Source organism: Flavobacterium sp. MAHUQ-57, from assembly GCF_051908335.1.
GTDB lineage: Bacteria > Bacteroidota > Bacteroidia > Flavobacteriales > Flavobacteriaceae > Flavobacterium.
Window position 1 is genome coordinate 1,063,228 of the sequence record NZ_JBPZTE010000006.1, and the last position, 16,805, is coordinate 1,080,032.

Consider the following 16,805-nt stretch of genomic DNA (forward strand, 5'->3'; position numbering starts at 1 on the left):
TTATAAAATTATCACCTAAAATGATGCCAATTGACTCTACATTCATCATTATGAACAAAAATCAAAGTATATCAACTCAATTTACTAGACTTCCAATTTGCATCCATAAACCCTAAGCTAGTTTCTCCATCTATTATAACTTCTGGAATTTCACCAAACATTGGTAACATAGATTGAAATAGAAGTAGCACAGGGCATAAATAAAAAACAATCAAGGGATTCATTATCAAAAATGAAAAAGCAACAATTCCTAAAAATTTAGGAAGTTGAAGCAATTTTCCGTACTGCTCATTCAAGCATTGTAATAGTATTTTTTTGGCACCACCATTGGGTATGAAAGTTAATTCTCCAAAATAAATTGTATCATCAACAGAATATAGATCAACACGCAAAAAAGGAAACCCTTCCGATAATCGAGCGGCTACATCCCTCATTTGGTCTAAATTTGCAGGTTTGGGCAGTTCTCCTTCAAGATATATCTTACAATTTACATCGGGTTGGTATTTAGTCCAATTCAGATCGTATACCGCCATTTTACCAATACCGTTTTCAGTTGATTTAATTAAAACATTGGCAGGTACACCATCAAAACATTGAAACTTATAATCAATCAATGTATTGCCATTCCCTTGCTCTAACAATTCTTCAACAATAATTATCGGTTTTAGGTTTTTATAGATTTTCTCTCTGAACTTATAATAATAATTGGAGGCCATGAATTTTCTCAATCTGGCTCTTTCTTTTTCCAAATTCAGTTTCGATTTATCATGAACAATTAAATTATACCCCGAACCGTGAGAGCATTTTAAAGCAAATTTATTGGGCAATTGATCAAAATTAATGGCATCAACAGAGTCATGTGTGGCAATCAATTTTACCAAAATATCCTCACCTACTCTTTCTTTAACCACTTCCCTACACTGGTACTTATCTGCAAATTTTCCAAAACTTTCGTCATAATAAAAAAGTTTCAGCCATTGCAGTTTATCGGCAAACGTAACCGGATTTTCTAAATTCAGTTTTTCTCCGGTTTTTAGATAGAACTGCAATTTTGATATTGCAATATCATTGGAAGAAAACGTTTTTAAAAGATTCAGATAGAGTTGACAAAACTTTTTTCTGAAAAAATTCATTGTATTATTTTGCATTATTAATCATAACCTCGTTCAATTCATCAAACATTTTTTTGGCAATCACTTCTTTCGTAAAATTGTCAATTAAAAATTGGTATCCATTGGTAATGAATTTTTGTTGTAAGTCATTATCATGAATTAAATACGATACCTTATCCGCAAAACTTACGGGATTACCCACTTCAGCCAGCAATCCTGTTTCTCCATCTACCACAACTTCAGGAATCCCTCCTGCGTTTGCTGCCACAATTGGAACATGACAAGCATAGGATTCTAATAAAACGCCACCAGTAGGCTCATTATTAGAGGTAAATAAAAATAAATCAAATTCGGGTAAAATTTCGGGGATGTCCTTTCTAAATCCGGCAAAAATAATTTCGTTTTCCAAGCCTAATTCGCGCACTTGGCTTTTTATTTCAGCTTCTAGTGGACCATCTCCAACAAGTATATATTTAATTTTTTCTCCTCTTTTATGTAATTCCGCTACAGTATTTACCCATGTTTTATGATCTTTAAAACCAGTAAATGCCGCTATATTACCCACAATTTTATAATCCAGTGGGATATCAAACTCCTTGTGCAACAATCCAGTTTTATGCTGCTTTGGAAACTTATTAATATCTGTAACACTCCCTACCACAGAAAGTTTACTATGATCCTTCACTGCAAATTTAAGCACATCCACCACCGGATAGGACACACAAATGATTTTTTTGATGCCTTTATAGTTGTATTTCCATTTTCTGAAAAAATTGGTATCCACCCTTTTTATTAAGGTTCTACAAAGAACAAGCGGTGTTTTCAATCCATAAAACAAAGAGGATAGTACGGCTAAAGTATGCGACTCACTGTTATGAATAAAAACAACATCTGCTTGGTGTTCAACAGCAAATTTCTTTAAGTCTTTCGCAAATTTCAAATCGTATTCTGATCGAATATCATAACCGAAAACCTTCATGTTTTTAGCAGTAGCTATTTTGAATACTTCTGAATCTTTGGGACATATAATCCATTGTTCTTCAACATAACCGAAATCTCTAAATGCTTCATATAAATAAATGATCTTCTGTTCATGGCCTCTCCATCCCTTTGAAGCAGTTATTTGAAGTAATCTCATAAGTAGGTATTAAGAATTTTTTAACAAATATATCACTTTTATCAAGATCCTTTTTATCACAAATTGTTATTCTTTACCTTTAAAAAAAAAGTTTCTTTCATCATTTTAACAACATTTTCTTATTATTGCATAATATATATTCTATTCGGTGAAATTAAAAAATTACAATACCCCTAGAAAAATTTTTATTTCATTACTTAAAAAGATGAAGTTCCTTCCTTTGAAGCTATACGTACCTATTCAGTATGAATCAGTTACTCAAAAAAGGCTCAATTTGGAAAAACCGGAAACTTTTAATGAAAAACTCCAATGGTATAAAGTCTACTATAAAAACCCTTCATTTCATCAGCTTGCAGACAAATACAATGTAAGAGATTATATCAAACAAAAAGTTGGCGAACAATACTTAAACGACTTGCTGGGTGTTTATAAAACTCCAAAAGAAATTGATTTTGAACAGCTTCCTGAAAAGTTTGTATTAAAGTGTGTGCATGGCAGCGGTTTTAATTTAATAGTAAAAAACAAAAAGGACATTTGCTTTAAGCAAACAATAAAGCTTTTGAAAAAATGGCAGAAAAAGAACTATTACAACAAAGGAAAAGAATGGTCCTATAAAAATATCGAACCTTTAATTATAGCCGAAAAATTCCTGGAAGATTCCAAAAATAAAATCATTAATGATTACAAGTTTTTTTGCTTCAACGGCGAAATAAAATTCATTCAAGTCGATTTGGAACGCAAAGTGAACAACTTTAGATGTCACTATGACACCAACTGGCAAAAACTTCCTTTTTATCATGAGAAAAATCCGTTTTATACCGGTGAAGCGGAGCAACCTTCAAACCTTGAAGACATGATTTATGTGGCACAAACATTATCAAAAGACATCCCATTTGTTAGGGTCGATTTGTACTCCATTGATAACAAAACAATTTTTGGTGAAATGACATTTTATCCTTCCAATGGAACAAATCCTTACTTACCTTTGGAGTACAATAAAATAATAGGCAATTATTTCGTTCTACCCAATAAAATTTAGACATGGACATCAACACTGAAGTACACAACGCATACGAAATCATTAAAAACGGAGGTATTATACTTTATCCTACAGATACGGTTTGGGGTATTGGATGTGATGCAACCAACCCAGAAGCGATAAAAAAAATCTATGCTTTAAAACAACGTGAAGAAAGCAAAAGCATGATTGTTTTGATGAATGGGGAACGTATGATGTATACTGTATTCAAAGACATTCCCGAAGTGGCTTGGCAAATTTTAGACTTATCAGAAAAGCCAACCACCTTAATTCTGGACAATCCGCGAAATGTTGCGGATAATGTCGTAGCAGAAGACAAAACACTTGGAGTACGATTAGTCAAAGAACCTTTTTGCTTCAAATTGATGGAACGCATGAAAAAACCTTTGGTTTCCACTTCCGCTAACATCTCCGGCGAACCAACCCCGAAGTCTTTCAAAGAAATTTCACCTGAAATTATAAAAGGTGTCGACTATGTAGTAAATTTGCACCACGACAAGATTTGTGACAAACCTTCAACCATTATCAAATTAACCGCTGACAGTCAAGTTAAAATCATAAGAAAATAGGTTCTGTAGCAGTCATAGTTTACAGTTTTCAGTTTAAAGTCAACCACTTTACACTGTAAACATTTAAACTTTAAACTTCAAAAATGAACTACAAACAACATTTAGAAAATAAAATATTCAGTATCATCACACAAGCGGCGCATGAACTTAATGTAGAATGTTATGTGATTGGCGGATTTGTGCGTGATATTCTTTTGGATCGAAATCACAAAAAAGACATCGACATCGTTGCTGTAGGCAGCGGCATCGATTTGGCTTTAAAAGTATCAGAACTGATTCCGCACAATCCTAAAGTACAGGTTTTTAAAAATTATGGAACAGCCATGCTTCGTTATGAAGATATGGACATTGAATTTGTAGGAGCTCGTAAAGAAAGTTACCATTTTGACAGCCGAAAACCAATGGTAGAAAATGGTACTCTCGAAGACGACCAAAACCGCAGGGATTTCACGATCAATGCACTTGCTTTGTCGCTAAACGAAAACAACTTTGGAGAATTGGTAGATCCATTTGGCGGTGTGAATGATTTGCAAAGCAAGATTATCCGAACACCGTTAAACCCAGACATTACCTATTCTGATGATCCGTTACGTATGATGCGTGCCATCCGATTTGCATCACAACTTCATTTTGAAATCGAAGCAGAATCATTGGAAGCGATTTCAAGAAATAAAGATCGGATCAATATCATTTCGGGCGAAAGAATTGTAGATGAACTCAACAAAATACTGATGTGTCCTCAGCCTTCAGTTGGTTTTTTATTATTGTACAAAACCGGTTTATTAGACATCATACTCCCTGAACTAACTGCATTAAATAATGTGGAAGAAGTGGAAGGACATACCCATAAAAACAATTTTTATCACACTTTGGAGGTTGTAGATAATATTTGCCCTAACACAGATGATGTTTGGTTACGATGGAGTGCATTATTACATGATATTGGAAAAGCACCAACCAAGCGCTACAACAAAAAACAAGGATGGACATTTCATGGACATGAATTTTTAGGTGGTAAAATGGCCAAGAAAATCTTCGAAAGATTACACATGCCACTCAATCACAAATTGAAGTTCGTTCAGAAAATGGTCATGATGAGTTCACGTCCGATTGTTTTGGCACAAGATATCGTTACCGATTCTGCAGTTCGTCGATTGGTTTTTGATGCTGGAGAAGATGTAGAAAATTTAATGATTTTGTGTGAAGCGGATATCACAACCAAGAATCCTAAAAAATTCCAGAAATACCATAATAATTTCAAAATCGTTCGTGAAAAGATTGTTGAAGTAGAAGAACGAGATAAGGTTCGTGTATTTCAACCGCCTATCACTGGAGAAGAAATTATGGGATTATTTAATTTAAAACCATCACGCGAAATTGGCGTATTAAAAGAAGCGGTTAAAGAAGCTATTCTGGAAGGGGAAATCCCGAACGAATATCAGGCGGCCTATGATTTTGTTTTGGCCAAAGCTGAAAAGATGGGATTGAAGAAAGTGAACTGACAATAATCATAATTCCCTACTAAAAACTATTTGATATTTGCAACGCTGAAATTATTGAGTTATGAATTTTACCAAAATTGCTAAAACCGCTTTAATCTTTGTTTATGCTGTTATAATTGCTGGAGCACTAGTCCGAATGACAGGTTCAGGAATGGGTTGTCCTGACTGGCCAAAATGTTTCGGTTACTATATTCCACCAACCGATGTAAAAGAACTCACTTGGGCTGAAAACCGCGTTTTCAAAAAAGGAATGGTGATTATCAAAGAGGAAAAATTATGGGTAGCTAAAGCCGATTGTTTAACTGGTAAAACATTTGATGCCTCTCAATGGGAGCCCTATACAAAACACGATTATGCCGTATTCAATCCAATGCACACATGGGTAGAATACATCAATCGGTTAATTGGTGCTCTGGCTGGTTTCGTTTGCCTTTTTATGGCTGTAGTTTCTATTCTAGAATGGAAAAAGAACAAAAAAATCACATTGTTGTCTTGGCTTGTGGTTTTTCTTATGGGATTCCAAGGATGGCTGGGTGCTACCGTTGTTTATTCGGTATTGAATCCCCTCAAAATTACCATCCACATGGTCATGGCGTTGATTATTGTTGCTTTTATACTCTATATCATCCATTTGGCCAATCCTAAGGAAAATAAAACCGTTTTCAACGCTATGTTCCGCAATATCCTTTGGTTAACTCTATTCATGACACTGCTTCAGGTTGTATTAGGCACACAAGTACGTCAGTTTGTGGACGAACAAGTAAAATCAGGGGTAACTGATGCTTCTTTATGGCTAAATCAACCGGAAATTAGCTTTTATTTTCACAGAACCTTTTCTCTAGTTGTGTTGTTTGCCAATTTCTTTCTGTACTTAAGAAACAAACGTCTGAATTTAGGTTTTGAAAAAATCAATTGGGTACTTGTACTTCTTTTGATTGAAACTTTATCAGGCATGATGATGTACTACGTTGATTTTCCTTTTGGTAGTCAAGCCTTACATTTGGTATTAGCATCCATCCTATTTGGAGTTCAATTTTATTTGATTTTAGAATGTAAAAAATCGAAGGTGAGTGTATAAAAATTAAAACACAATCAATTTACACCAAGATAAGAACCGTATTTAATGGGAAAAGTGGCCATTGAAAATTACCCAATCCATTCTTTGAAGTCAGTAACACGCTCACGTGCAACAATCACTTCGTCTTCGGAATAGGTTGGCAAAATAATTTTCAGGCGTGAATTGGTATGCACTTGTATTTCCTTGATTCCTTTCATCGGAATGATGAATTTTCGGCTAACACGGAAGAAATCCTTCGGATCTAAATCGGTTTCCAATTGCTCCAAAGTCCCATCCAACAGATAATCTCTATTGTCTATCGTATGCAAGTATGTTCCTTTGTTTTCACTATAAAAACATTCAACCTCTTCAATTGGAATGAGCTTTAACTGTTGACCAACCTTAACTGTAAATCGTTTTTTATAGCTTTTATCCACAGGATTGACCAACATACGCTTAATCATTTCAAAATCGAGCGATAAATTGGTTGCGTTCTGAGTTCGTATTTTGAATTTCTGAACGGCTGCTTCTAAATCGTCTTCATCGATGGGTTTTAGTAGATAATCAATACTATTGAGTTTGAAAGCTCTCAATGCATATTCATCATAAGCCGTTGTAAATATTACCGCACTTTTGATATCTATGGCTTCAAATATTTCAAAAGACAATCCGTCAGACAGCTGAATATCCAAAAAGATCAAATCCGGATGTTGGTTCTCTTGGAACCATTCTAACGCTTCTTCGACAGAGTGAAGCATAGTGTTAACAGTTAACCCCAACTTTTCCACTTTTCTTTGTAACAATCGTGCGGCTGGCTTTTCGTCTTCGATAATAATAATATTCATTTGTGGCATTCCTTAGTTTGTAGTAGATGGTTTTGATAAAAAATAGCTTATTCCCATTTTCCGGGTTTGTCTTTGTCCATTAATTCTTTAATCTTTCTTTCTTCCCAATCGGCACCAAAAATCCATCCTGGCAAAAATAAAGAAAGACCATGTGTTAGCAAGCCCAATCCCCAGAAAAAGGCGGTAAAAAAGTTATGCAACTGAAAATACGATTCTCCCGGATCCAATTCCTGAATATTAATAACAACAATCATTAAGTTCACCATGAGGTAAACACCCGCGTGCGTATAAAATCCTTTTATCTTTTTTACCCTTTTGGCAACTTCATAGTATTGCGCTTCTTCAGGAGTGCTCGGAACAAAATCTTTAAATGCTCTACGTTCCATTCTTCGTTCTCTTCTGCTTTCGATACTCATTTTACAATTGTTTATTCTGATTGCGTTTTTCTTCTTCCATAAACTCTCTAATCTTTCGTTCTTCCCATTCTTTGTTCATAAATGGAAACCAATTGAACACTTTAGCTCCGTGAAACAGAACACCCACACCCCATCCAAGCATTGGCCAAAAAAACCAAATATGATCCGGTGAGTACTTCAAATTGACAAACATCAAAAACAAATTGACCAAAACGTACGATATCAGATTGCCGTAAAACCCTTTAATATCTTCAACTTGCTTTCTGGCTCTTTGGTATTTTTCGTATTCTTCTTTGTTATAGTTTTCCATTGGTATCCTATTTTTTAAAGTCCATTTTATCCTCATTCATTATCTTTCCGATTTGCTTTTGTTCCCAATTGTCTCCAAATACTTTTTCAGAAAAGAAAAGTTGAAAACCTTCAACGGCAAATACAAAAGTCCAAATCCACATAAAAAATTCATTCATATAGTTTAGCGGTATGAAATTCAGTGGTGCTCCAAAATACGTCTTGGTTATATAAACTGCCAATCCAATCAGGTACACCAAAAGATGCCCATAAAAATGTTTGATTTTACGCACCCTTTTTCTTGCCAATGCTTCAAGGGTATTTTCTGGTGATTGATACTTCTCCATAACTATTTCCATTTATTGTTTGAAGCATTTTGTTTATTTAAGATTTCCCTTATTTTTCTTTCTTCCCAGTTTTTACCATAACCGAAAGTTTCAAAAGCGTGCATTGTTAGTCCGAATCCCCATCCCAACATTGGAAACCAAAACCATTGAAATCCGCTTGATGTTTGTAGGTTAATAAAAATTAAAATTGGAATCACGCAGCAGTAAGAGATTAGGTTGCCATAAAACCCTTTAAGTTTTTCAACTCGTTCTTTTGCTCTGGCATACGCCCTATTTTCGTTGTATATATTTTCAGTTTCCATAAATGCAATTTGTTTTGTCAGTATTGGAATTTTCACTTTAAAGAAAACATCGTTTTCTTCAATTAGCACTTTCCTTTCAGAGATCAAGGCATAACGGTTGACAATATTTTGCAAGCCAACCCCTTTTCGATCTTGTAACACTTCTTTCTTTTGTAAATTATTCTCAATGATCAGATAGTTGTTCTCCACATAAATCCTGATATGAAGTGGTTTTTTTTCACTTACTACGTTGTGTTTAATGGTATTTTCCAATAAAAGTTGTAGCGAAAGAGGCACTACGCGTGCTTCGGGATTATCAAAATCAGATGGTAGCTCATACGTAATACTATTTTCGAATCGCATTTTTAGCAAATTCATATACGTTTTGGCAAACGACAGTTCTTCTTCCACTGAGACCAATTCCTTATCCCGCTGTTCCAGTACATAGCGATAGATTTTAGATAACGAAGTAGTAAACTTCTGTGCACTTTCAGGGTTTTCTTCAATCAAAGAACTCAATACGTTCAAACTATTGAATAAGAAGTGAGGATCGATCTGATTTTTTAAGCTCTCAAATTTGGCAGAAGCTGTTCCTGCGATAATTCGCTGCTCTTTGATTTTATTTTCCTGATACGTTTTGTAAAAGTAAAAAGCATAAAACGAGACCGAAACAAACAACGTAATAATAACTGCAACTACATAGTTCCCGAGTTGTTCATTTGCAATAAAATCACTAAACCCCTTTTTTTCAATGATTACATCTTCAAAAATCCGCAGTAGAAAAATAACACCCATTGAAAGCAAAAAAGAAGACAGAAAACCGATTATTACTCTTTTGGCTGAAAATCGGTTTTCAACAAAGACTCTGTCCAGATATAAAAAAAGTGCTTTATTCGAGTAACCTAAAGTAAATGAATACAATTGCGTATATACAAATCCGATAAGTAATTTATTTGCCGATGGCAATGCATTCCCGAAAGCAAGGTTAATCAGTTGAATGATCATAAATACCCCGCATCCAAAAAGGAAGACTTTTACTATTTCTTTGAAAGAGACTTTCATTCTTTTCTACTTCTTTATTTTTTTGTGGATTATTGTTTTGCTTTAAGAAGTGCAGATGCGATAAATCCGACACCCATTCCAATTAAGGTTCCTACTGCAATTTTATCGACACACATTCCGATTCCCATTCCAACGAACATACATCCGATAAAAACTTTACTACCAATGTTGCTCCAAAGATTATTGTTTTGATTTTCCATGATTTCTATTGTTTTTTTTAGTTTGTTATCTGATTACTTTGTACAGTTTTCCAATGTTTTTTTGGCTCTATCCAATCCCCAGTTTGGGTGCAATGCTGTTTCTGGCTTAAAAGTAGCAAAAAGTTCAATCGATTTCTCAACTTGAGCACATAAAGGTTTAGTATCTGCACCTGACCATTTGGCTCCACCAATTTCAAATTCAGCTTTACAAAATACAACTCTAGGGTTATTTGGAGCAATAGCTTGAGCTTTAAAATATTGTTCCATTGCTTTATTAGAATATTTCATTCCGTTAGTCATTGGATCTTGAACAATCCATGCGGTATACACTAATGCTTGTAATACCATAATTTCTGCATTATTCGGACTAATGATTGCTGCTTCGTCTACTGCTTTTTGTGCTTTTTCCAGTAACGCAGGTGCTTTTTCTCTGTTCTCTGGTTTGAAAGCTTCGGTAGTATTAATCATTCCGATATAATAATTAGGCAACCAATTGTTTTTTTCCACTGATGCAATTCGTTCAATTTTTGCAGAAGCTTCCGTTGGATTACCTTGTCCCCAAAGAGCCAAAGACTCTCCCATGTTTTGCTCAAATTTTGCTTGTCCAAATACAACTGAACAAAATAATAAAACCGCTGTTGTAAATAATCGTACCATAATTTTTTAATTTAATTTGTTTAAAATTTATTGTATTGTTTTTGATGATTGAAACCCTTTGTTTGAATTTCTGAATCAAAAGTACTGTGGTTATAACTCCTTTAAAATTTATTCTGACCGAACTGTCGTTTTTACAGGATGAATTGTTCTAAAGTGTAATTTCTTTATTCAACAGGGGAATTATCAATAGTATATGAACAAAAAAAACCTGAAACATAAAGTCCCAGGTTCTTAATTATTTATAAAAAAGAATTATTTGTCAACCGTAAATTTGAGACTACTTATCTTGTTATCATTTTTCACTTTTAAGAAATATACTCCTTTTGTTAAATGATTGATATTAAGCTCGAATACATTTGCTTGAATCTTTTGGGATGGAATTACAACTTGTCCCATAACATTGTAAACCTCAAGATTGGCATTTTCACCGAGCGATAGTAATTTTACATTCAAATTAGTACTCGCCGGATTAGGATAGACTGTTAAATTATCTGCAATTTCATCAGCTGAATCAACTCCTAAAGTACAAGTACCTGAAAGATTCAGTTCAAGACCCATCTGACCTAAGTTTGCGGCTACAAGAGTTGGTGTTCCTCCCGCAAGAGAGGTTGTATAATAAGTAGTTGTCAAATTAGGATTAGTATAAGCATTTAAAGGATAATAAGCCGATGCACCCGTCGTTTGAGCCATTCCGAAATACACTAATTGATTAGCCGTAAGAGCAACGGAAGGACTAAAATTAAATGTTCTAAAAGTATTTAAATCTCCATTCGCTATAGTTAAAGTATTTGTGCTCGTAGCTAAAATTGCCCCGGAACTATTTAAAATAACACCATAAATATTTCCTCCAACTGAAGCCGGATTATTTGCAATTGCAATATTTAAACCGGTTATTGTAGACGCGACAGTTGTTTGGAATGGTGTGGACAATATACCTGAACCTGAACCAAAACCAACTGCTGTATTATAAGTTACCGGATTTTGGGCTGCACCATAGACTCCACAACTTACCGTAGTATTAAAGTTGAATGAATTGTTTGTATTTACTTGATCATTCGGAACACTCACATTTAAAGTATTGGCACCTAAAGCAGCGGGTGTCCAGTTATTAAAATTTACTATCTGGGTTGCTCCTGGTGCAATTGTGGCCACAATTTTAGTATCGGTATAACTATTTGCACCCGTCATATTAGCACTTACTGAAATATTAGTTAAAGTAGTATTGCTCTTATTTCTTACTACAGCAGAAATAGGAACGGGCGTATTCAATACATTCGCTACATTACCTAACGTAGTAATGGTTTCAACAGACATTTCATTTGTATAAGGATTAGGATAACCGAATCGCATAACAGGTCTGAAATTTGTTGTAGCCAAAGTAGTTGGTGCTACCGTTGCACTTGCTGCGGAAACACATCCTCCAGTTAATCCAGAGGAATTAGAATCATACGTAGCTGGTGTAGTTGCAGCAGTACCACTTCTCACAAAATCATAAGCAACATAAACTGAACCACCGTTATACACCAATGGTGTGCTCAATGTTAAATCAATATTTGTTGCATTTGCTGGAACAGTATACGCACCCGAATAGACTTGTGTCATCCCTGTAATGATAGTATTCCAATTTGTTCCCAATGTAAAAGAGGTATCAGTACTGTTTTTCATATAAACAGTTAAAGTCCCGGTTACAGGTACATTTGCCCCAGCAGTAGTAACAAAGCCAAACAAACTCAATGATGAACTTGCTGGAATTCCTGTTAGTTCAGAGGTTAATACAAGCGCAGAACCTCTCATAAATGAATGGTTATTGGTTCCATTTGGAGCGCGATTCTGAGTTGTCGAAGCATCACTTACTGGTGCATTAACAATAGCGGTTACTTGCCCAAAGGTTACTGCTGTTGTTAGAATTAAAAATGTGAAAATCAGCGTAATTTTTTTCATAAGTTAATTTTTTAGATATCACTAAGTTAACCAATTTTAATCACACAAATAAACTTTATTTAAATCTCACAATTTTTACATAAAAAGTTAATTACTATTACTATTCTTACAGATTATCCAAATTATTTGCTTTCTTATCGCTGCTTATTGTCCAAAAGAACCCCACGAAAAAGAAACGATCTGCAGGTTGCCCAATGGCCTGGCGCTGAAAAGTACCCGCCAAATCGGGAGAATTGGCATACTGATATCCAAATACATTGTCTCTTCCTAATACATTTGAAACCGAGAAGAACAATATCTTTTGTTGCGTTAGCAGATACGCCCAACTCAAACTCAAACTATTGTAGGCTTTCGTTTTTCCGTTCATGAATTGTGTCTGATTGGGATCGTTATACGGTCGACCCGTTGCAAAACTATTGGTTATACTGATTTGTGATTTCCAATCGTTTACCCAATACTTCCCAACTACAGAAACCGTATGATCGGCTACAAAACTAGGCTGTACTTCGGCACTATAATTTCTAAAATCTCTCTTACTATCAATAAAAGAATACGAAACCCAGTAATCTAAATTTTTGATGGTCTTACTGTCTCTCCAAAACACATCCAAACCTTTGGCATAACCAAAACCATTGTTGGTATAGTTACTGTTGTACATTGCTGTTTGGGTATCGTACTTCACTAAATCTTTATACTCTTTATAGAAAACCTCAGCACGTAATGTTCTTTTATTGGCAGAGTACATATAATTCAAAATATAATGAGCTGTTTTCTCATAATTGAAATCGGTAGTGTATTTCAGGTACTCTTGCTTTGGAGTTTGATGGAAATCTCCATACGCCAATGAAAACTGTCCGTTTTGTGAAGATTTAAAAGCCAAAGAAACTCTAGGTTCTACAATTCCTTTATCCAGTAGGTCATTGTACATTCCTCGTGCTCCCAATTTCATGGCAACGTTTTTCGATAAAAAGATATCGGCTTCGGTGAATACGGCACTCACACCACTTGAATAACCACTGTTGTAATTGGTATCACCAAAAGGTTTAAAAGTTTCGTCAAAGTTCGTAATGAAATAGTCGCCACCAAAAGCCAATTTCACTCGATCCGAGAACTTCTTATCCAATTTCACTTTAAGATGCGAAGCTACTTCCCTATTGTTCAAATTATCCTGATTCAAGTTGAAGTACACGTTATTCAAGCCAAAGCTTACCCCGGTTTGAATTCCCCATCCCGATCCGAAACTACCTTTGTACGATGAATTGAAATACAGGTTATTGTTTTTATTGCTCACTCTTACGGGTGAAGTTGCATTGATATCCTTCTGATTCAAGTCAAATTCAGAATAATCGAAAGCCGAGTACATTTTGAGTAAACCATTTTTAAGTTTCAAACGGTAAACGGCTTCTCCTGAAACACCTCGGTAGGGTTTGTTCCAATCGGCGTTTTGAGGAATTGCCCATTGATACGGCGCCAAATCAATGTAAGACGTATTGATACTGAACGAACTCTTGTCCCATTTTTTTGTTCTTCCGATACCTAGACCGACGGTCATGAACGAATATTCGGTTTTGTCCTGATCGGGTTCAGAAATCGAATTCATCAATAAAACACTAGACAAAGCATCGCCAAATTCGGCAGAGTAACCTCCTGTTGAAAACGTCATTCCGTTGAAAAGAAAAGGAGAAAAGCGACCACGAGTAGGCATATTATTAGCAGTTACCCCATAAGGTTGTGCCACACGAATACCATCAATATAGGTTTGGGTTTCATCACTTTCTCCACCACGAACAAATAATCGTCCGCTCTCCCCATTAATTTGTGCACCGGGTAAAGTTTGCAACGCACCAACGATATCTCCAGCCGATCCAGCAGTAGTAACAATATCCAACGGTTTTAATGCCGAAGCCTTACTATTATCACCAGCTTTAAACGAACCAGCAGTAATTACAACAGCATCCAATACATTGATACTCGCACGCATTTTCAACGTAATTGCTTGTGCTTTTTCGATGACAATGGGCGATTTCAAATCGTCATAATTTAAAGCCGTAGCTACAATTGTTTGGTTTCCTCTTTCGGTGGTTTCGAAAGTAAACTCCCCTTTCTCATTGGTAGTAGCGCCATCATAAGTTCCATCGATGTATACATTGGCACCTACTAAAGGACGTTCTTTGTTGTCGATAATCTTTCCAGAAACCGTTTGGTTTTGTGCCAATGCACTAACTGAAAAGAAAAAAAGTAAAAGTTTAAAAGCAGTATTCATGGTTTGTTTATTTTGATAGTCCAAAATTGCAATGAATAGCCCTCCTCTCCAACTTATACTAACCGAACTGTAGAATTTTTAGGATGAAGTGTTTTTTAGCACTTAGTTTTTAGCTCATAGTCCTTAGTACCAGTTAAAAAGTCTTTGGTACCACTTAAAGAGTATTTAGTACTTAGCTCATAGTCCTTAGTACCAGTTAAAGAGTCTTCAGTACCACTTAAATAATCATCTGTACCACTTAAAAAGTCTTCAGTACCACTTAAATAATCATCTGTACCACTTAAAAAGTCTTCAGTACCACCTAAATACTCATCTGTACCACTTAAAAAGTCTTCAGTACCACCTAAATACTCATCTGTACCACTTAAAAAGTCTTTGGTACCACCTAAATACTCATCAGTACCACTTAAAAAGTCTTTGGTACCACTTAAATAATCTTCGGTGCCACTTAAAAAATCTTTGGTACCACTTAAATAATTATCAGTACCACTTAAAAAGTCTTTGGTACCACCTAAATAATCATCGGTACCACTTAAATATCCGATTGACTGCTAACTTTCGTTACACACGAATCATTATCTTTGGCCAAATTAAAATTTACATGAAAAACGTATTCCTAAGCCTGCTGCTTGCTGTTTCATTTTCCAATTATGGTCAGGACTATTTTGAACAATTCAAAACCTCTTGGAAAAACGACCATGATTTTACGAAAACAGAGAAAATCATCAAAGAATGGGAGTCTAAAACAACCAACGATCCGAATTTATACATCGCGGCTTTTAATTTCTATTTCACCGAATCCAGAAAAGAAATCTTGGCATTGGATACCCATCCTGGAGAAGGAGAAAACTTTGAGCTTAAAGATTCTTTGAATAAAACTGCCGGATATATTAAGTCGACTAACCTTCGCAATGACGGACTGTTCGACTTGAGTCAAAACTATTTGACAACCGGAATTCAAAAATTCCCTACTCGTTTGGACTTGCGTTTTGGAAAGATTTTTGCCTTGGGTGATTTCAAGCGATTGGATGATTTCACGAAAGACATTTTGACTACGTTGGATTATTCTGCTAGCATCAATCATAAATGGTTGTGGAAGGAAGATAAGCCACTTGAAGGCGAAATTATTTTTATCAAATCGGCCGTTCAGGATTACCAAAATACACTATACCAAAACAATTCGTATGTGAATATGCGAAAAATTGCCGAGAAGATGAATACCCTGTTCCCAAAAGATCCGATTATTTTATCGACTTTAGGAACGAGCTACTTATTGGAAGAAAAACATGAAAAAGCATTAACGATATTTAAAGAAGGAAATAGTTTAGATCCTAATGACGAAATCATTATAAACAACATTGCCTTTTGTTATTTCCATTTGAATGACAAGGCCAATGCAAAGAAATACTACGAGCAATTAACGAAAGCTAAGAATACTGACATTAGTGAATTTGCGAAAGAGAAACTAAAAGAATTGAAATAATAATTCAACAGAACGATATAAAAACCTAACTCCAAAAGTTAGGTTTTTTTGTGACATTTTCAATTGTAAACAATCCAAACCAATTGGTCCTTCGACTTTTCTCATCCAAAATCTTTTGTAACTTTACTTCAATAACAGCATTATCATGAAAAACCTATTTTACACACTTCTGCTTTGTTGCGGATTGGCTGTCACTGCACAAACTGACAAACAGCAACTCTATAATGAAAAGTTAGCAAAGGAATTGGGTGCCGATGACTACGGAATGAAACATTACATATTTTGTATTCTAAAAACCGGATCCAATACTACCGCCACGCCTGACGAGAAAAAGAAATATTTCGAAGGTCATATGGCCAACATCAATAAATTAGCAGATGAAGGCAAACTGGTTGTTGCAGGTCCCTTTATGAAAAACGACCGTAATTACCGTGGTATTTTCATTTTCAACTGTGCTACTGTGGAAGAAGCACAAAAAATGGTGGAAACCGACCCTGCAGTACAAGCCAAAATCTTTGAGGTAGAACTAACGCCTTGGTACAGCAGCGCCGCTTTGATGGAAGTAGCCAAAAACCACGACAAAGTAGCCAAAACCAAGTTTTAAT

18 protein-coding genes are annotated in these 16,805 nt (G+C 35.3%); 6 read left to right on the plus strand and 12 right to left on the minus strand.

Annotated features, from left to right (window positions below; genetic code table 11):
* Positions 1–71: 71 nt before the first annotated feature.
* On the minus strand, positions 72–1,133 hold the full coding sequence (locus ACS8MM_RS05360) for an ATP-grasp fold amidoligase family protein (RefSeq protein WP_379713841.1): 1,062 nt from the start codon (positions 1,131–1,133) through the stop codon (positions 72–74).
* Between the two features lie 4 nt (positions 1,134–1,137).
* Entirely contained in the window at positions 1,138–2,250 is a 1,113-nt protein-coding gene (locus tag ACS8MM_RS05365) for a glycosyltransferase family 4 protein (RefSeq protein ID WP_379713843.1), read from the minus strand.
* Between the two features lie 205 nt (positions 2,251–2,455).
* Between ACS8MM_RS05365 and ACS8MM_RS05370 the strand changes: the two genes are divergently transcribed.
* The 4 genes from ACS8MM_RS05370 (at position 2,456) to ACS8MM_RS05385 (ending at position 6,438) form a co-directional block, all read left to right on the plus strand.
* Positions 2,456–3,289 (plus strand): ATP-grasp fold amidoligase family protein, encoded by an 834-nt coding sequence (locus tag ACS8MM_RS05370; RefSeq protein WP_379713845.1) that lies wholly within the window; start codon positions 2,456–2,458, stop codon positions 3,287–3,289.
* A gap of 2 nt (positions 3,290–3,291) precedes the next feature.
* Positions 3,292–3,858: an L-threonylcarbamoyladenylate synthase gene (locus ACS8MM_RS05375; RefSeq protein WP_379713847.1), complete on the plus strand. Its 567-nt coding sequence runs from the start codon at positions 3,292–3,294 to the stop codon at positions 3,856–3,858.
* An 83-nt stretch (positions 3,859–3,941) separates the two neighbouring features.
* Positions 3,942–5,360, plus strand: coding sequence for a CCA tRNA nucleotidyltransferase (locus tag ACS8MM_RS05380; protein ID WP_379713849.1), 1,419 nt, complete (start codon positions 3,942–3,944; stop codon positions 5,358–5,360).
* Positions 5,361–5,421: 61 nt separating this feature from the next.
* Positions 5,422–6,438: a COX15/CtaA family protein gene (locus tag ACS8MM_RS05385; RefSeq protein WP_379713851.1), complete on the plus strand. Its 1,017-nt coding sequence runs from the start codon at positions 5,422–5,424 to the stop codon at positions 6,436–6,438.
* A 68-nt stretch (positions 6,439–6,506) separates the two neighbouring features.
* On the opposite strand, the gene ACS8MM_RS05390 is transcribed toward ACS8MM_RS05385, so the two are convergent.
* The 10 genes from ACS8MM_RS05390 to ACS8MM_RS05435 form a co-directional block, all read right to left on the minus strand.
* On the minus strand, positions 6,507–7,262 hold the full coding sequence (locus tag ACS8MM_RS05390) for a LytR/AlgR family response regulator transcription factor (RefSeq protein WP_379713853.1): 756 nt from the start codon (positions 7,260–7,262) through the stop codon (positions 6,507–6,509).
* A 47-nt stretch (positions 7,263–7,309) separates the two neighbouring features.
* Complete coding sequence (locus ACS8MM_RS05395) at positions 7,310–7,678, minus strand: 2TM domain-containing protein (protein WP_379713855.1); 369 nt, start codon at positions 7,676–7,678, stop codon at positions 7,310–7,312.
* A 1-nt stretch (position 7,679) separates the two neighbouring features.
* Positions 7,680–7,988 carry a 2TM domain-containing protein gene (locus ACS8MM_RS05400; protein WP_379713857.1) on the minus strand — a complete coding sequence of 103 codons (309 nt, stop codon included), beginning with the start codon at positions 7,986–7,988 and terminating at the stop codon, positions 7,680–7,682.
* A 7-nt stretch (positions 7,989–7,995) separates the two neighbouring features.
* On the minus strand, positions 7,996–8,313 hold the full coding sequence (locus tag ACS8MM_RS05405; protein WP_379713859.1) for a 2TM domain-containing protein: 318 nt from the start codon (positions 8,311–8,313) through the stop codon (positions 7,996–7,998).
* 2 nt (positions 8,314–8,315) lie between these two features.
* Positions 8,316–9,656, minus strand: coding sequence for a 2TM domain-containing protein (locus ACS8MM_RS05410; RefSeq protein WP_379713861.1), 1,341 nt, complete (start codon positions 9,654–9,656; stop codon positions 8,316–8,318).
* Between the two features lie 29 nt (positions 9,657–9,685).
* Positions 9,686–9,856 (minus strand): hypothetical protein, encoded by a 171-nt coding sequence (locus ACS8MM_RS05415; RefSeq protein ID WP_379713863.1) that lies wholly within the window; start codon positions 9,854–9,856, stop codon positions 9,686–9,688.
* A gap of 33 nt (positions 9,857–9,889) precedes the next feature.
* A complete protein-coding gene (locus ACS8MM_RS05420; protein WP_379713865.1) occupies positions 9,890–10,513 on the minus strand; it encodes a tetratricopeptide repeat protein in 624 nt (207 codons plus the stop codon).
* Positions 10,514–10,765: 252 nt separating this feature from the next.
* Positions 10,766–12,454, minus strand: a complete 1,689-nt coding sequence (locus ACS8MM_RS05425; RefSeq protein WP_379713867.1) for a T9SS type A sorting domain-containing protein — start codon at positions 12,452–12,454, stop codon at positions 10,766–10,768.
* 106 nt (positions 12,455–12,560) lie between these two features.
* Positions 12,561–14,717, minus strand: a complete 2,157-nt coding sequence (locus ACS8MM_RS05430) for a TonB-dependent receptor (protein WP_379713869.1) — start codon at positions 14,715–14,717, stop codon at positions 12,561–12,563.
* A 95-nt stretch (positions 14,718–14,812) separates the two neighbouring features.
* Positions 14,813–15,262: a hypothetical protein gene (locus ACS8MM_RS05435; RefSeq protein ID WP_379714998.1), complete on the minus strand. Its 450-nt coding sequence runs from the start codon at positions 15,260–15,262 to the stop codon at positions 14,813–14,815.
* Positions 15,263–15,318: 56 nt separating this feature from the next.
* Between ACS8MM_RS05435 and ACS8MM_RS05440 the strand changes: the two genes are divergently transcribed.
* The gene (locus tag ACS8MM_RS05440) at positions 15,319–16,200 is read left to right on the plus strand and encodes a tetratricopeptide repeat protein (protein ID WP_379713871.1); all 882 of its coding nucleotides are present in this window, start codon (positions 15,319–15,321) and stop codon (positions 16,198–16,200) included.
* A 145-nt stretch (positions 16,201–16,345) separates the two neighbouring features.
* Complete coding sequence (locus ACS8MM_RS05445) at positions 16,346–16,804, plus strand: YciI family protein (protein ID WP_379713873.1); 459 nt, start codon at positions 16,346–16,348, stop codon at positions 16,802–16,804.
* Position 16,805: the final 1 nt, after the last annotated feature.

Bases quoted from the DNA above. Each gene is read 5' to 3' on its own strand.
- ACS8MM_RS05370 (WP_379713845.1), top strand. From the start codon at position 2,456: ATGAAGTTCCTTCCTTTGAAGCTATACGTACCTATTCAGTATGAATCA.
- ACS8MM_RS05400 (WP_379713857.1), bottom strand. From the start codon at position 7,988: ATGGAAAACTATAACAAAGAAGAATACGAAAAATACCAAAGAGCCAGA.
- ACS8MM_RS05430 (WP_379713869.1), bottom strand. From the start codon at position 14,717: ATGAATACTGCTTTTAAACTTTTACTTTTTTTCTTTTCAGTTAGTGCA.
- ACS8MM_RS05440 (WP_379713871.1), top strand. From the start codon at position 15,319: ATGAAAAACGTATTCCTAAGCCTGCTGCTTGCTGTTTCATTTTCCAAT.
- ACS8MM_RS05360 (WP_379713841.1), bottom strand. From the start codon at position 1,133: ATGAATTTTTTCAGAAAAAAGTTTTGTCAACTCTATCTGAATCTTTTA.
- ACS8MM_RS05445 (WP_379713873.1), top strand. From the start codon at position 16,346: ATGAAAAACCTATTTTACACACTTCTGCTTTGTTGCGGATTGGCTGTC.
- ACS8MM_RS05420 (WP_379713865.1), bottom strand. From the start codon at position 10,513: ATGGTACGATTATTTACAACAGCGGTTTTATTATTTTGTTCAGTTGTA.
- ACS8MM_RS05395 (WP_379713855.1), bottom strand. From the start codon at position 7,678: ATGAGTATCGAAAGCAGAAGAGAACGAAGAATGGAACGTAGAGCATTT.
- ACS8MM_RS05375 (WP_379713847.1), top strand. From the start codon at position 3,292: ATGGACATCAACACTGAAGTACACAACGCATACGAAATCATTAAAAAC.
- ACS8MM_RS05415 (WP_379713863.1), bottom strand. From the start codon at position 9,856: ATGGAAAATCAAAACAATAATCTTTGGAGCAACATTGGTAGTAAAGTT.
- ACS8MM_RS05380 (WP_379713849.1), top strand. From the start codon at position 3,942: ATGAACTACAAACAACATTTAGAAAATAAAATATTCAGTATCATCACA.
- ACS8MM_RS05425 (WP_379713867.1), bottom strand. From the start codon at position 12,454: ATGAAAAAAATTACGCTGATTTTCACATTTTTAATTCTAACAACAGCA.
- ACS8MM_RS05405 (WP_379713859.1), bottom strand. From the start codon at position 8,313: ATGGAGAAGTATCAATCACCAGAAAATACCCTTGAAGCATTGGCAAGA.
- ACS8MM_RS05410 (WP_379713861.1), bottom strand. From the start codon at position 9,656: ATGAAAGTCTCTTTCAAAGAAATAGTAAAAGTCTTCCTTTTTGGATGC.
- ACS8MM_RS05365 (WP_379713843.1), bottom strand. From the start codon at position 2,250: ATGAGATTACTTCAAATAACTGCTTCAAAGGGATGGAGAGGCCATGAA.
- ACS8MM_RS05385 (WP_379713851.1), top strand. From the start codon at position 5,422: ATGAATTTTACCAAAATTGCTAAAACCGCTTTAATCTTTGTTTATGCT.
- ACS8MM_RS05390 (WP_379713853.1), bottom strand. From the start codon at position 7,262: ATGAATATTATTATTATCGAAGACGAAAAGCCAGCCGCACGATTGTTA.